This is a genomic window from Nocardioides allogilvus (assembly GCF_003047285.1).
Classification (GTDB): domain Bacteria; phylum Actinomycetota; class Actinomycetes; order Propionibacteriales; family Nocardioidaceae; genus Nocardioides; species Nocardioides allogilvus.
This window is the reverse complement of the sequence record NZ_PZYX01000009.1, coordinates 63,482-77,699: the sequence shown is the minus strand read 5'-3', so window position 1 is coordinate 77,699 and position 14,218 is coordinate 63,482. Positions and strand designations below refer to the sequence as shown.

The following is a 14,218-nucleotide window of genomic DNA, read 5'->3' as shown; positions in this document are numbered from 1 at the left end:
GTGAAACCGGCTTCTGCGCGTGTCCGAACGACTTCTATCCATCCAAGGAATCACTTCCCTTATGACGAGTACCATCTCCGCTCTTCCCGATTACGACGCGCCCCAGGTCGCGATCAACGACATCGGTTCTGAAGAGGACTTCCTCGCGGCCATTGACGCGACCATCAAGTACTTCAACGACGGCGACATCGTCGAAGGCACCATCGTCAAGGTGGACCGTGACGAGGTCCTCCTCGACATCGGTTACAAGACCGAAGGTGTCATCCCGTCCCGCGAGCTCTCGATCAAGCACGACGTCGACCCCTCAGAGGTCGTTTCCGTGGGCGATGTGGTCGAGGCCCTCGTTCTCCAGAAGGAGGACAAGGAAGGCCGGCTGATCCTGTCCAAGAAGCGCGCACAGTACGAGCGCGCCTGGGGCACCATCGAGCAGGTCAAGGAAGAGGACGGCGTCGTCGAGGGCACCGTCATCGAGGTCGTCAAGGGCGGCCTCATCATCGACATCGGTCTGCGCGGCTTCCTGCCTGCGTCGCTGGTCGAGATGCGTCGCGTCCGCGACCTGCAGCCCTACGTCGGCCAGGTCCTCGAGGCCAAGATCATCGAGCTCGACAAGAACCGCAACAACGTGGTCCTGTCGCGCCGTGCCTGGCTCGAGCAGACCCAGTCCGAGGTTCGCCACGGCTTCTTGACCCAGCTCCAGAAGGGTCAGATCCGCAAGGGTGTCGTCTCCTCCATCGTCAACTTCGGTGCGTTCGTGGACCTCGGCGGCGTCGACGGCCTCGTGCACGTCTCCGAGCTGTCGTGGAAGCACATCGACCACCCGTCCGAGGTCGTCACCGTCGGTGACGAGGTCACCGTCGAGGTCCTCGACGTGGACATGGACCGCGAGCGCGTCTCCCTGTCGCTCAAGGCCACCCAGGAAGACCCGTGGCAGCACTTCGCCCGCACCCACCAGATCGGTCAGATCGTGCCCGGCAAGGTCACCAAGCTGGTGCCCTTCGGTTCGTTCGTCCGCGTCGAAGAGGGCATCGAGGGCCTCGTGCACATCTCCGAGCTGGCTGAGCGCCACGTGGAGATCCCCGAGCAGGTCGTCCAGGTCAACGACGACGTCATGGTCAAGATCATCGACATCGACCTCGAGCGTCGCCGGATCTCGCTGTCGCTCAAGCAGGCCAACGAGACGGCCACGGCCGCTGACGTGGAGGAGTTCGACCCGACCCTCTACGGCATGACCGCGACCTACGACGAGCAGGGCAACTACGTCTACCCCGAGGGCTTCGACCCGGAGACCGGCGAGTGGCTCGAGGGCTTCGACGACCAGCGCGCCGTCTGGGAAGAGCAGTACGCCAAGGCTCACACCCGCTGGGAGGCGCACGTCAAGCAGCAGGCCGAGGCGAAGGTTGCCGAGGCCGAGGCCAGCGAGGCGACGTCCTACTCCTCCGGTGGCGACGACCTCGCCGAGACCGGTGGCGACACCGGCACCGGTGGCGGCTCGCTCGCGTCGGACGAGGCGCTCCAGGCGCTTCGCGAGAAGCTCACGGGCGGCCAGGCCTGACGGTCTGACGCTCCACTTCGAACGGCCCACCGGCTCGCCGGTGGGCCGTTCGGCATTTCCGACGCGGATCAGGCCAGGAGTGCGGGCAGCTGGTCGCGACGAACCTTCCCGGTGGCGGTGAGCGGCAGCTCGGCCACGTGCACGTACGTCTTCGGTCGCTTCGCCGGAGCCAGTACGGCGACCGCGTGCTCGCGCAGGTCGGCCTCGGTCGCCGTACCCACGACCGCGGCGCAGACGCGCTGGCCCCAGGCGGGATCGGGCATCGCGAAGACACCCACGTCCTCGACGCCGGGCACCTCGCGCAGTGCGTTCTCGACCTCGAGCGGATAGACGTTGACGCCGCCACTGATGACCAGGTCGTCGCGGCGCCCGTCGAGATGGACGTAGCCGTCGGCGTCGATGCGACCGACGTCGCCGACGGTGAAGGCCGGACCGGCGGGGGTCTCGCGCCAGGCCTGCGCGGTCTTCTGGGGATCGCCGAGGTAGGTGAAGCGGGCGTGCGCAGGCACCACGCACCAGAGCCGGCCCTCGTCGTCGACGGTGATCGAGCGACCGGGGCGGGCGCGGCCCACGCTGCCGGGGTGGGTGAGCCACTCCTCGGACCGGCAGGCGGTGAACTGTCCTTCGGTGGACCCGTAGAACTCCCAGGTCGACCCGGCCGGGAACGTCTCGATCAGGCGGTGCTTCACCGCCACCGGGCAGGGGGCGCCGGCGTGCGCGACGAGCCGGAACGACGACAGGTCGGGAGTGCCGAACTCGTCCCAGTGGGCGAAGAGTCGCTGGAGGTGGGTCGGCACGCAGAACATCGTGGTCGGTCGTTCGGTGCGGATGGCGTCCGTGACGCGCTCGGGGTCGAAGCGTCCCGGCACCACGATCCGGCCACCGGCAAGCAGCGTGCCCATCGCGAACCGCAGCGGCGCGGAGTGGTGGAGCGGGCTGAGCACGAGGTTGACGTCGTCGGGGGAGAAGCCCCACAGGTCGCGTTCCTCGGCGAGGAGGGCCTGGGCGTCCGAGCGGGGCAGCAGGCCGGAGAACACTCCCTTGGGTGTGCCGGTCGTGCCACTCGTGCAGTGGATAGGCCTCCCGAGCGGCAGACCGCGACGGAGGTGGTCGGGAGCGCTGGCCACCATGGTGGCGACCTGCTCGGTCGTGGTCACCACCAGGTCGGGGGCGATCGGTGCCAGGACCCGCTCGCGCTCCGCGGGCGTCAGCGCGGGGTCGAGGGGCACCGGGAAGATGCCGGCCGCCAGCAGCGAGATGACGAGGTCCACGTAGTCGTGGGAGCCGGGCACCAGCAGGGCGACCCGGGATCCCTCGCGCAGGTCGACGTGGTCCATGGCGCCATCCAAGCAAAGCCCGGACGGCGCGGGCTCAGTGGCGGGGGACGAGGTGGTGGCGGAGCTCGACCGGACCGAGCTCGTCGAGGTCGTCGGCGCGGGTGGCCGGACCGGCGAACAGGTCGTGGCGTGCGTAGCTGACGAGCAGTGCTGCGATGGCGGTGGTCACGAGGATGAAGAGGAAAGTGGTCATGGCAGAAAGTTTGCGCTCGTTCCATTGCTGCCACCAGTGGCAGGAATGACAGGGTAGGTTGATTTACTGCCATCGGTGCGGCAGGGTGTTCCCATGCACAAGGTCGCGGTCGTGGTCCAGGACGGTGCCGAGCCCTTCGGGCTGGGCGCGATGTGCGAGGTGTGGGCTGAGCCCTACCACCCCGAGGACGACAACCCGGTCTTCGACTTCGTGGTCACCACCCCCCGCCCGGGGCGGGTCCAGGGCAGCGTGTTCGACCTGCACGTCGACCTCGGCCTGGAGGCGGCGGCCGATGCCGACCTGGTCTGCGTCATCCCCAAGCGCGGCTATCTCGACCCTTCGCCCGAGGTCGTCGAGCTCGTCCGGCACGCCCACGACCGTGGCGCCTTCGTCTTCGCCCACTGCACGGCCGCGTTCGTGCTCGGCGAGGCCGGGCTGCTCGACGGCAAGCGGTGCACCACCCACTGGCGACACGTCGACGAGCTCGCCGCCCGCCACCCGCTCGCCCAGGTCGACGGCAACGTGCTCTACGTCCAGGAGGGCACCGTGGTCACCGGCGCGGGCTCTGCGGCCGGGCTCGACGCGGCCCTGCACCTGATGCGCCAGCAGTTCGGCTCCCGCGTCGCCGCGTCGGCTGCTCGGCGCATCGTCGTGCCCCCGCACCGCGACGGCGGCCAGGCGCAGTTCATCGCGCGGCCGGTCCCGGTCTGCGAGTCCGAGGCCCTGTCACCGCTGCTCGCCTGGATCTCGGCCAACCTCGCCGAGGAGCTCACCGTCGAGGCGCTGGCGCGGCAGATGCACATGTCGCCGCGGACCTTCGCGCGCCGCTTCAAGGACGAGACCGGCACGACGCCGTACAGCTGGGTGCTGGCCCAGCGCGTGCAGGCGGCCGAGGAGCTGCTCGAGCAGACGGATCACTCCATCGACTGGATCGCGGGCGAGGTCGGCTTCGGCAACGCGGCGACCCTGCGCCACCACTTCGGCCGCTCGCGCGGCGTGAGCCCGGTCGAATATCGCCGTACGTTCAGCCAGACGGCCTGAGCCCCGGGCGTTCCATCCCTGAGCCTGCACCGCGCGGACGAACCGGCGCTCGGTAGCCTTGCGCGTGTGACGCACCAGCCGCTCTCCGCCATGTCCCGTGACGACCTCGCCAGCCTGCTCCAGGAGCAGCAGGCGGCCTACGCCGAGCTGAAGGCCAAGGGCCTCAAGCTCGACCTCACGCGGGGCAAGCCGTCGGCGGCCCAGCTCGACCTCGCGGACGAGCTGCTCAACCTGCCGCGAGGCTTCAAGGACAGCAGCGGCACCGACGTGCGCAACTACGGCGGCCTCACCGGCCTGACCGAGCTGCGCGAGATGTTCGCCGAGCTGTTGTGGGTCGAGCCCGAGCAGGTCGTCGCCGGCGGCAACTCCAGCCTCACCATGATGCGCGACTGCCTGATCTACATGCTGCTCTTCGGTGCCCGCGACAGCGACCGTGCGTGGAGCAAGGAAGACACGATCAAGTTCATCTGCCCGGTCCCCGGCTATGACCGGCACTTCACGCTGCTCGAGTCGCTGGGCATCGAGATGATCACCGTGCCGATGAACGACGACGGGCCCGACGCCGAGGCCGTGGCCGCGCTGGTCAAGGCAGACCGGTCCATCAAGGGCATGTGGGTCGTGCCGACCTATGCCAACCCGGCCGGCTCGATCTGCAGCCAGGAGGTCGCCGAGCGTCTCGCCTCGATGGAGACCGCGGCTACCGACTTCAAGATCTTCTGGGACAACGCCTACGCCCTGCACCACCTCACCGAGGAGGAGGCCAAGAGCGCCGACATCCTCACCCTGGCGGCCGCGGCCGGTCACCCGGACCGCCCGATCATGTTCGCCTCGACCTCCAAGATCACCTTCGCCGGTGCGGGCGTCGCGTTCCTCGCGGCCTCCGTGGGCAACATCGCGTGGTACCTCGCCCACCTCGGCAACGGCTCCATCGGCCCGGACAAGGTCAACCACCTCCGCCACGTGCAGTTCTTCGGCTCCGCCCAGGGTGTGCGCGACCACATGGCCAAGCACCGCGCGATCATCGCGCCGAAGTTCGACGAGGTCGACCGGGTCTTCTCCGAGCGCCTCGGTGCCTACGACGTCGCGACCTGGAACAAGCCCGCCGGCGGCTACTTCGTCAACCTCGACGTGGTCCCCGGCACGGCGGCGCGCGTGGTGGCGCTGGCGAAGGAGGCCGGCATCGCCCTGACGCCCGCCGGCTCGTCCTTCCCCCACGGTGACGACCCCAACGACGCCAACATCCGGATCGCGCCGACGATGCCGCCGCTCGACGAGGTGACCGAGGCCATCGACGCCGTGGCCACCTGCGTGCTGCTCGCGGCGGCCGAGCAGCTCGCCGGGCAGGCGCAGGGCTGAGGCGTGCCGTTCCTGCCCTTCACCTTCTCCATCGTCGGCGTGCAGAAGGCGGGCACGTCGACGCTGCAGTGGATGCTCAACCAGCATCCCGAGGTGGCGCGACCTCCGCGCAAGGAGATGGGCTGGTTCGACGTGGACGGCGCGACCTGGCGCGACGTCGACCACTCGGCGTACGGCATCGAGCACGCGCGTCCGGTCCACATCGCGCTGGGCGACGCCACCCCGCGCTACCTGCTGATGCCGGGATCACTGGAGCGGATGCGTGAGCAGCGACCGGACATGCGCCTGATCGCGGTGTTCCGTGACCCGATCGACCGGCTGGTGAGCCAGTGGGTGATGGTGCGCGACCGCCAGCCCGACAAGGCCCCGGACTGGCCGGAGATGATGGCGTGGCGCCCCGAGGACTTCCCGACCGAGATGCCGCCGCAGTTCGAGGGGCCGGGCGGGCGCGCGCGCTTCATGCGCGCGTCGGGGGTGATCCGCGGCTACTACGGCGGCCAGGTGCGCCACGGGCTGAGCGTCTTCCCACGTGAGCAGTGGCTCTTCCTCGACTTCGCCACCCTGCTGGCCGAGCCCAACCCGACGCTCGACCGGGTGACCCGCCACATCGGCGTGGGCAGGTTCAAGCCCTACCCGCCGCTGAAGCGGCTGATGGCCGGTTCGCCGACCATCGTCGGCACCCCGCCCACGGGCGAGGACCTGATGACGCTCGCCCGCGCCCTGGAGCCCGAGCTGGCGGAGTACGTCGCGCTCACGGGGCTGTCCGTGGACCACTGGACGACCGAGCGCCTGCTCACCGGCGAGCTGGACGCCGACGAGCAGGCAGAGGCCTACGCCCGGAAGGCCGGCCTGGCCTGAGGCTCCCTCGGCGCCGTACGGCGACCAGCGATGCTCAGGCAGCCGCGACGAGGCTGCCGCGGACCAGCGCGGCGTAGTGGCCGCCGCGGAGCAGCAGCTCCTCGTGGGTGCCGAGCTCCACTATCCGCCCGTGGTCGAGCACCGCGATCCGGTCGGCGTTGCGCACGGTCGAGAGCCGGTGGGCGATGGTGATCGTGGTGCGGCCCCGGGCGAGGACGTCGAGGGACTCCTGGATCGCACGCTCGGTCTCGTTGTCCAGGGCGCTGGTGGCCTCGTCGAGGACGAGGATCGCCGGATCGCGCAGCAGCGTGCGGGCGATGGCGAGGCGCTGCTTCTCACCGCCGGAGAACCGGTGGCCGCGGGAGCCGACGACGGTGTCGTAGCCGTGGGGGAGGCTCGCGACCAGGTCGTGGATCCGGGCACGGCGGCAGGCCGCCTCGATCTCTGCGTCGCTCGCGCCGGGCCGGGCGTGCAGGAGGTTCTCGCGGATGCTGGTGTGCATCAGGTAGGTCTCCTGGGTGACCATGCCGATCCTGCTCGCGAGGTCGGTGGCGGCCGCGTCGCGCACGTCGACGCTGTCGATGAGCACGCGGCCCGAGGTCGGGTCGTGGAGGCGGGCCACCAGCCCGGCGAGGGTCGACTTGCCGCTGCCGGTCGTGCCGACGAGCGCGAGGCTGGACCCGGCGGCCACGGTGAGGTGGATGTCGGTGAGGACGTCGCGGTCTTCGTCGTAGCCGAAGCCGACGTGCTCGAAGCGGACCTCGCCGCCGAGCCGGGGGAGCGGCGTGGGGTCGACCGGCTCCGGGAGGTCGATCGGCAGGTCGGCGTACTCGAAGATCCGGGAGAACAACGCCATCGAGGCCGTGATCTCGACGCCGACGTTGAGGAGTCCCATCAGTGGGCGGAACAGCGTGCCCTGTAGGGCGATGAAGGCGACGAGGGTGCCGATGGTCATGCCGCCGGACGTCGCGGGAAGGCCCGCGGCGAGGTAGATCGCGGCCGGGATGGCGGCGAAGACGACGTTCATCGTGGCCATCCGCCAGCGACCGGCGAGGCGGGAGCGGATCTCGAGGTCGACCAGGTCGGCCGAGGTCTCCTCGAAGCGCGTGCTGAGGGCGCCGCCGACACCGAGCGTCTTGGTGAGGAGCACGCCGCTGACGGAGAGTCCCTCCTCGATCTGCACGTGCAGGTCGGCGAGCCGGCGCTGCCGCTGGGCGGTGATCGTGTGGCGCATGCGAGCGACCTGGCGGGTGAGGAGGACCGCCGGCGGCAGGACGACCAGCGACAGCAGTGCCAGCCGCCAGCTCAGCGCCGCCATGGCGACGGCCGTGCCGACGACGACGGTGACGTTGGCCGCGATCGAGGTGGCGGTGCTGGTGACGACGCTCTGCATGCTGCCGATGTCGTTGACGAGGCGCGACTGGACGTCGCCGCCGCGGGTGCGGGTGAAGAAGCCGAGCGACTGACGCTGGAGGTGGGCGAAGAGGTCGCTGCGCAGGCGGTGCATGACGCGCTGGCCGACGGAGGTCGAGAGCCAGGTCTGCACGACGCCGATGGCGGCGGTGGCGATCGCGACGCCGAGCATGGCGAGCACGAGCAGGACGAGCAGGCGCACGTCCTGTCGCGGCAGGGCCTCGTCGATGACGTGGCGCACCAGGAAGGGCTGTGCGAGGCCGATGGTCGAGCTGACCATGATCAGTGCGATGACCAGGGCGAGGGTGCCGCGGTGCGGCGCGAACAGGCGCGCGATCCGGGCGAGGGGCACGGGGTGGTCCGCGAGCTGCCGCTTGTCGGCGGGGTCGGGACGGCCGCTGCGGGAGCGGCGGGAGCCTGAGTGGTCATCCACGCGACCAGCTCCTCTCTGATTCGGGAAAAGTATTCGTGAGGTAACCTCACTATGAGGCTACAACGCAGATGCCACTACAGTTGTTCCCATGGATTCGCCCGCGTCCGACTCGACCGGAGACCTGCTGATGGCAGCCGCCCGGATGATCCGTCGCGAGACGGCCCAGGAACTCGACGCGTGGGGGATCACCCCGGCGCAGTCGAGAGCGCTGAAGGTGATCGCCTCCTCCGAGCCGGTGCGCCCCTCCGTGCTCGCCACGTGGCTGCGGATCACGCCACGCTCGGCGACCGAGGTCGCCGACGCGCTGGAGGGGCACGGTTGGATCGCCCGTGCCGCCGACCCCACCGACCGGCGGGCGACGACCTTGGCGCTGACCCCCGCGGGCCGGCTCCTGCTGCGGCGCATCGAGGACGTCCGCGGGCAGGCCGCGGAACGCGTGCTCGACGTCCTGAGCGAGCGCGATCGCCGTACCCTTGACCGGATCCTCACGAAGTTGGGAGAGCAGGCGTGACGTTGCGGGTGGGACTGACCGGGGGCATCGCCTCCGGCAAGAGCACGGTCTCGACGATGCTGGGCGAGCTGGGCGCGGTGGTCATCGATGCCGACGCGCTCGCCCGCGAGGTCGTGGAGCGGGGCACGCCCGGGCTGGACGCGGTCGTGGCGGAGTTCGGTCCGGGGCTGCTGACGCCCGAGGGCGACCTCGACCGGGCCGCCATGGGGTCGCTGGTGTTCGGCGACGCCGCCGCCCGCAAGCGCCTCGAGGCGATCGTGCACCCGCTGGTCTTCGAGCGCATGGTGGCGCTCGAGCAGGCCGCGGGCGACGACGACGTGGTCGTCCACGACATCCCGCTGCTGGCCGAGGGCGGCCGCGCCGACACCTTCGACGCCGTCATCGTCGTCGACTGCCCGCCGGAGCTGCAGATCGCCCGCATGGTGTCGGACCGTGGCTGGAGCCGGGAGGACGCCGAGTCGCGGATCGCGGCCCAGGCCTCCCGCGAGCAGCGACTGGCGATCGCGACCCACGTCATCGAGAACACCGGCACCATCGACGAGCTCCGTGACCGGGTCGTCGCGGTGTTCGTGTCGCTGCGGTCCGAGGCCTGAAGACATCCCCGCGGGCCTGTTGCCTACGCGGGAAGTGTGCTCGACTGGCTGGATGCTGTTGCGTGCGCAGTCAGTGAGCAGGGCCGAACAGGCCGTCCGACGCATCGAGCGTGCCGAAGGGATCGATGCCCTGGCCGACCGCGTCCGCGCGGGTGCCCAGGACGCGCTGGTCGCCCCACCCGGCCTCGACCGCCTGCTCGGCGGTGACTGGCTGGGCCACCGGGTCCACCCGGTCGCGGCGCAGGTGCCCCTCGGCGCCTGGCTGATGGCCACCCTGCTCGACGTCACCGGCTCGGAGAAGCACGCGGCTGCGGTCGACGCCCTCCTGCTCACGGGTTGCCTGTCCGCGCTGCCGACGGCCATCACCGGCGCCCACGACCTGGCCACCACGTCCGGGAGCGAGACGCGGGTGGCGCTGGTGCACGCGATCGCGATGGACGCCACCTTGGCGCTCTTCGTGACGGCGTTGGTCAAGCGCCGCCGCGGGGACCGGCGCGCCGCGCGTCGCCTCGCGCTCGCCGGGACCGCCCTGGCCGGCGCGGGCGCCTACCTCGGAGGACACCTGGTCTTCCGGATGGGGGTCGGCGTCGAGCCGTGACCGGGGAGACGGCGGGTTTCGGGCGCGTACGGCGACGCGGGTAGCCTTCGCGCCGTGCGTACCCACCGAGCCGCGATCGTCCTGACCGTCGTGGCCTTCCTGTTCGCCGGGTGCACGTCGCAGGCCGAGGCTCCCGACGCCCCGGTGAACGGACCGGCGACGTCGTCGGCGCCGAGCGAGACGCCCGTTGACCCGGCGACGCCGCTCGGCTGGGGTCCCACCGTCGGTGAGCTCGACGAGGCACGCGCCCTCGTCGCCGACATGTCGAGCGAGCAGCTCGCCGGTCAGGTCATCGTGGGTCGCTACCTCGGCACCGATCCCGCCGAGGTCGCCACGATGCTGCGCGAGCACCACCTCGCCGGCATCTCCATCACCAACGGCAACATCGTCGACGAGGCGCAGGTGCGGGAGATGACCGCCGCGCTGACCCAGGCGTCGCTCGACGACGGGCGGGACTACCCGCCGGTGCTCGGGGTCGACCAGGAGGGCGGCTACGTGTCGCACCTGCGCGGCATCGCGACCGAGTTCCCCGCCTTCGACGCCGCCGGGGAAGCGATCGAGGCGGACGGTCCCAGCGGCCGGGAGGTGGTGCGCCACGCGGCGTACGCCACCGGGCTCGAGCTGCGCGACCTCGGCTTCACCTGGGTCTTCGCCCCGGTGGCCGACGTGACCATCGGTGCGGCCGACCCGACGATCGGCACCCGCTCCGCCAGCGAGGACCCCGCGATCGCCGCCAAGGCGACCGCCGCCGCCGTACGCGGCTTCGACGCCTCCGGCGTCGTCTCGACGGTCAAGCACTTCCCGGGCCACGGTGCCGCCACCAGCGACAGCCACGACACCTTGCCGGTGCTGGAGTCGTCGCTGGCCGAGATCGAGGCGCACGACCTGCCGCCGTTCGAGGCGGCCATCGACACCCACGCGCCGGCGGTGATGCTCAGCCACCTCGACCTCACGGCGATCGCCCCGGGCGTGCCTGCGTCGCTGGCGCCGGAGGTCTACCGGATGCTGCGCGAGGACCTCGGGTTCGAGGGGGTCGCGATCACGGACTCCCTGGGCATGGGCGCGGTGGCCTCCAGCTTCAAGCCGGCCGTGGCCGCGCTCAACGCCGGGGCCGACCTGCTGCTGATGCCGGTCGACACGGTCGAGACGCACCGCGTGGTCACCAAGGCCCTCGAGGCCGGGGAGATCTCCCGCGAGCGGATCGAGGAGGCCGCGGCCCGGGTCGTGGCCGTGCAGCTGTGGCAGCAGCGTGCTGCCGCCCAGGAGCCGGTGCCGGCCGACGTGTCGACGCTGACCCAGGACGCCGCTGCCGCGCTGAGCGCTGCGGCGTACTGAGCGAAATCACCAAGACCCGCCCCGATGCGTGATCTGGGCGGGTCTGCTGCCTGGGAGGAAGGCTGGTGGAGCGGTCCTATGCGGCGGTGCTGCCGGTCGCGAGGTCCGGGTCGCCGATGCGGCGCAGCTTCTGCAGGGCCTCCCGCTCGAGCTGGCGGACCCGCTCGGCGGAGATGCCGTGCTTGGCACCGATGTCGGCCAGCTTGTGCTGGCGGCCGTCGTTGAGGCCGTAGCGCGCCCGGATGATGTCGGCTGCCCGCTCGTCGAGGTGGGAGACGAGGTCCTCGAGCCGCTGGCGCGCCTCGACGTCGAGGAACTCCAGGTCGGGCCCGGGCGCGGTCTCCTGCGCCATCAGGTCACCGAGCGAGGTGTCGCCGTCCTCGTCGACCGGGGTGTCGAGCGAGACGTGGTCGCGTCCCCACGACATGAGGTCGAGGACCCGGTCGACGTCCATGTCGAGCTCGGTGGCGATCTCGTGGGGCTCCGGGTCGCGGCCGAGCTGGCGCTCGAGGGTGCGACGGGCACCGGAGACCTGGTTGAGCTCCTCGACGACGTGCACGGGCAGGCGCACGACGCGGGCCTGCTGCGCGATGCCGCGCGTGATGGCCTGTCGCACCCACCACGTGGCATACGTCGAGAACTTGTAGCCCTTGGAGTAGTCGAACTTCTCGACCGCCCGGATCAGGCCGGTGTTGCCCTCCTGGATCAGGTCGAGCATCGGCATCTGCGAACGGCCGTACTTGCGGGCGATCGACACGACGAGGCGCAGGTTGGCGGAGATGAACTGGTCGACGGCCTTGCGGCCCTCCTCGGCCAGCCACTCCAGCTCCTCCTCGGTGGCGCGGCCCGGGGCGCCGCCCTTCTTGCGACCGACGCGGCCCTCCTCGAGCAGCTTCTCGGCCAGCAGGCCGGCCTCGATGGTCTTCGACAGCTCCACCTCGGTGATGGCGTCGAGCAAGGGCGTGCGGGCGATCTCGTCGAGGTAGAGCCCGACGCTGTCGCGACCTTCGATCTCGCGGGTCGCGCCGCGCGTGCCCCGGCCCGCCGCGCTGCGCGCCGGTGCGTTCTTGGTGATCTGTGTTGTGGTCATGGTCGCCTCCTCCGTGTGACGCGTTTCCCCGTTTGCATCACGTCGTGTTCAACGGCCCACGGTGCCCGGAGATTCCCGGTCGGTGTGGTCGCCCTTCATCTGCACTGACGTTCGGCAGTTCCGCAGAGTTGCAAGGACCGGCAACTCTCAGGGACTTCTCAGGGCTGTTCGGAGCGAACACGGATCCGGATCGCCCGGAGGGGTGGAGCACGCGGGCCGTCCACAGGGTGATCCACATCTGTGTGGAGAAGTGACTGTGTTCTGTGGAGCACAGGAGAACTTCTGTGGACACGCCTGTGGGACCGAAGGTTTGTTCGTCCAACCCCTTGCGCAGCCGGTGCGTGACGGCATAGAACTCTCTCTACCGGCACCGCTTGCGGAGCCGGGGATCAGACCGAAACGCAGAACTCTTCACGGCGAGCTTGCTCGCTGCGGGGGCCCGGTGACGGGGACCTCGGAGGTCGGCGGAGGTCGTGATCGATCGGACGTCACCGCAACCGGTCAAATCTGAGGGGCTCCTGACGCTCATACCGCCAGGAGCCCCTCACCCATTTCCGGCGAGCCACGCTCACCGGCCGGTGCTCAGTCCTCGGCGGGTCGGGCCGCGGGTGCGAGAGCGGGATCGTCGACGGAGAAGGACCGCACGGGCCCCGGCGGGGTCTCGGCCGTCTCGAAGCGCACCGTCACCACGCCCTTGCCGGACCCCCAGACCCAGCCCGCGCCCATCTCGGTGTGCTCGACGTCCATCCCGGGCGCGTAGCCGCGCCGGGCGGGCTCGACGGCCGGGAGCTCGATGTCGGGCTCGTCGGGCTCGGTGTCGCCGAAGAGGTTTTCCTGGATCCAGTCGGCGAGCCCGGAGACCCCCACCCCCAGCAACCGGACGCCGCCCGAGGTGTCCAGGTCGGTGAGCAGGCTCTTGGCCACGCGGGCGATGGTCGGGCCGCTGTCCGTGGGGGAGGGCAGCGTGGAGGAGCGGCTCACGGTGGTGAAGTCGTGCAGCCGCACTTTGATCGTCACCGTGCGCCCGGACAGGCCGTGCTTGCGCAGGCGCTCGCCGACGTGGCTTGCCTGCCGCGCCAGCAGGCCCTCCATCAGCCGGCGATCGGTCAGGTCGGTGTCGTAGGTGCCCTCCGAGCTCACCGACTTCGTCTCGCGGTCGGGCACCACCGGGCGGTCGTCCTGCGCCCGCGCGAGCCGGAAGAGGCCGTGGCCGTGCGCCTTCCCGAGCAGCCGGACGAGCTCCTCCTCGCTGACGGCCTCGAGGTTGGCGATGGTGTGGATGCCGGCTCGCCGCAGCCGCTCGGCGGTCGCGGGGCCGACACCGGGGATCACGGTCACCTTCATCGGTCGCAGGAGGTCGCGCTCGGTGCCGGGCGGCACCACGGTCAGGCCGTCGGGCTTGTCCAGCTCGCTGGCGATCTTGGCGATGAACTTCGAGGAGCCGATGCCCACGCTCCCGGTCAGCCCGCCGGTGACCTCGGCGACCTGCGCACGCAGCGCTTCGCCGTACGCCACGACCGTGGGGACCTCGAGGTCGGGAAGGCCGGCCTGCGCGAGGTCGACGAACGCCTCGTCGAGGGAGAGCGGCTCCACGAGCGGCGAGGCGGCACGCAGCACCGCCATCACCCGGCTGCTGGTCTCGCGGTAGGCGTGGAAGCGCCCGCTGAGGAAGGCGGCGTGGGGGCAGCGGGCGCGCGCCTCGCGGCTGGACATGGCCGAGCGAACGCCGAAGGCGCGGGCCTCGTAGGAGGCCGTGGCGACGACGCCCCGGCCACCGACGCCGCCGACGATCACGGGCTTGCCCCGCAAGGACGGCTTGTCACGCTGCTCGACGGCGGCGAAGAACGCATCGAGGTCGAGGTGCAGGACGGAAGCGGTGCTCCTCACAGGCTCACCGGTCGTCCCACG

At 70.8% G+C, this 14,218-nt stretch carries 13 protein-coding genes; 8 read left to right on the top strand and 5 right to left on the bottom strand.

Annotated features, from left to right (window positions below; all coding sequences use genetic code 11):
* The first annotated feature begins 61 nt into the window (after positions 1-61).
* Positions 62-1,552 carry a 30S ribosomal protein S1 gene (gene rpsA, locus C9J87_RS13860; protein WP_010833398.1) on the top strand — a complete coding sequence of 497 codons (1,491 nt, stop codon included), beginning with the start codon at positions 62-64 and terminating at the stop codon, positions 1,550-1,552.
* 68 nt (positions 1,553-1,620) lie between these two features.
* Here the strand turns inward: rpsA and C9J87_RS13855 are convergent, their stop codons facing one another.
* A complete protein-coding gene (locus C9J87_RS13855) occupies positions 1,621-2,889 on the bottom strand; it encodes a class I adenylate-forming enzyme family protein (protein ID WP_107705812.1) in 1,269 nt (422 codons plus the stop codon).
* A 34-nt stretch (positions 2,890-2,923) separates the two neighbouring features.
* Entirely contained in the window at positions 2,924-3,082 is a 159-nt protein-coding gene (locus tag C9J87_RS19695) for a hypothetical protein (protein WP_157953205.1), read from the bottom strand.
* Between the two features lie 93 nt (positions 3,083-3,175).
* Between C9J87_RS19695 and C9J87_RS13850 the strand changes: the two genes are divergently transcribed.
* From C9J87_RS13850 to C9J87_RS13840, 3 genes are all read left to right on the top strand, one after another.
* Positions 3,176-4,123, top strand: a complete 948-nt coding sequence (locus tag C9J87_RS13850; protein WP_107705811.1) for a GlxA family transcriptional regulator — start codon at positions 3,176-3,178, stop codon at positions 4,121-4,123.
* A gap of 90 nt (positions 4,124-4,213) precedes the next feature.
* Positions 4,214-5,479 (top strand): aminotransferase class I/II-fold pyridoxal phosphate-dependent enzyme, encoded by a 1,266-nt coding sequence (locus tag C9J87_RS13845; protein ID WP_107705841.1) that lies wholly within the window; start codon positions 4,214-4,216, stop codon positions 5,477-5,479.
* Between the two features lie 3 nt (positions 5,480-5,482).
* Positions 5,483-6,337: a sulfotransferase domain-containing protein gene (locus C9J87_RS13840; protein ID WP_107705810.1), complete on the top strand. Its 855-nt coding sequence runs from the start codon at positions 5,483-5,485 to the stop codon at positions 6,335-6,337.
* 34 nt (positions 6,338-6,371) lie between these two features.
* Here C9J87_RS13840 and C9J87_RS13835 read toward each other — a convergent pair whose 3' ends face one another.
* Positions 6,372-8,183, bottom strand: a complete 1,812-nt coding sequence (locus C9J87_RS13835; protein ID WP_107705809.1) for an ABC transporter ATP-binding protein — start codon at positions 8,181-8,183, stop codon at positions 6,372-6,374.
* An 88-nt stretch (positions 8,184-8,271) separates the two neighbouring features.
* On the opposite strand from C9J87_RS13835, the gene C9J87_RS13830 reads away from it, so the two are divergent.
* The 4 genes from C9J87_RS13830 to C9J87_RS13815 all read left to right on the top strand — a co-directional run bounded on the left by C9J87_RS13830 (position 8,272) and on the right by C9J87_RS13815 (position 11,220).
* Complete coding sequence (locus tag C9J87_RS13830) at positions 8,272-8,694, top strand: MarR family winged helix-turn-helix transcriptional regulator (protein WP_036490879.1); 423 nt, start codon at positions 8,272-8,274, stop codon at positions 8,692-8,694.
* A gap of 2 nt (positions 8,695-8,696) precedes the next feature.
* A complete protein-coding gene (coaE, locus tag C9J87_RS13825) occupies positions 8,697-9,287 on the top strand; it encodes a dephospho-CoA kinase (protein WP_107705840.1) in 591 nt (196 codons plus the stop codon).
* 73 nt (positions 9,288-9,360) lie between these two features.
* Entirely contained in the window at positions 9,361-9,885 is a 525-nt protein-coding gene (locus C9J87_RS13820) for a DUF2231 domain-containing protein (protein ID WP_157953204.1), read from the top strand.
* Between the two features lie 54 nt (positions 9,886-9,939).
* Positions 9,940-11,220, top strand: a complete 1,281-nt coding sequence (locus tag C9J87_RS13815; RefSeq protein ID WP_107705807.1) for a glycoside hydrolase family 3 N-terminal domain-containing protein — start codon at positions 9,940-9,942, stop codon at positions 11,218-11,220.
* A gap of 76 nt (positions 11,221-11,296) precedes the next feature.
* On the opposite strand, the gene C9J87_RS13810 is transcribed toward C9J87_RS13815, so the two are convergent.
* Positions 11,297-12,310 carry a sigma-70 family RNA polymerase sigma factor gene (locus tag C9J87_RS13810; protein ID WP_010833408.1) on the bottom strand — a complete coding sequence of 338 codons (1,014 nt, stop codon included), beginning with the start codon at positions 12,308-12,310 and terminating at the stop codon, positions 11,297-11,299.
* A gap of 582 nt (positions 12,311-12,892) precedes the next feature.
* Positions 12,893-14,197, bottom strand: coding sequence for a DNA polymerase IV (locus C9J87_RS13805; RefSeq protein ID WP_107705806.1), 1,305 nt, complete (start codon positions 14,195-14,197; stop codon positions 12,893-12,895).
* Positions 14,198-14,218 lie beyond the last annotated feature (21 nt).

Coding starts and splice junctions, on each gene's coding strand:
- rpsA (WP_010833398.1), top strand. CDS start 62: ATGACGAGTACCATCTCCGCTCTTCCCGATTACGACGCGCCCCAGGTC.
- C9J87_RS13855 (WP_107705812.1), bottom strand. CDS start 2,889: ATGGACCACGTCGACCTGCGCGAGGGATCCCGGGTCGCCCTGCTGGTG.
- C9J87_RS19695 (WP_157953205.1), bottom strand. CDS start 3,082: ATGACCACTTTCCTCTTCATCCTCGTGACCACCGCCATCGCAGCACTG.
- C9J87_RS13850 (WP_107705811.1), top strand. CDS start 3,176: ATGCACAAGGTCGCGGTCGTGGTCCAGGACGGTGCCGAGCCCTTCGGG.
- C9J87_RS13845 (WP_107705841.1), top strand. CDS start 4,214: ATGTCCCGTGACGACCTCGCCAGCCTGCTCCAGGAGCAGCAGGCGGCC.
- C9J87_RS13830 (WP_036490879.1), top strand. CDS start 8,272: ATGGATTCGCCCGCGTCCGACTCGACCGGAGACCTGCTGATGGCAGCC.
- C9J87_RS13810 (WP_010833408.1), bottom strand. CDS start 12,310: ATGACCACAACACAGATCACCAAGAACGCACCGGCGCGCAGCGCGGCG.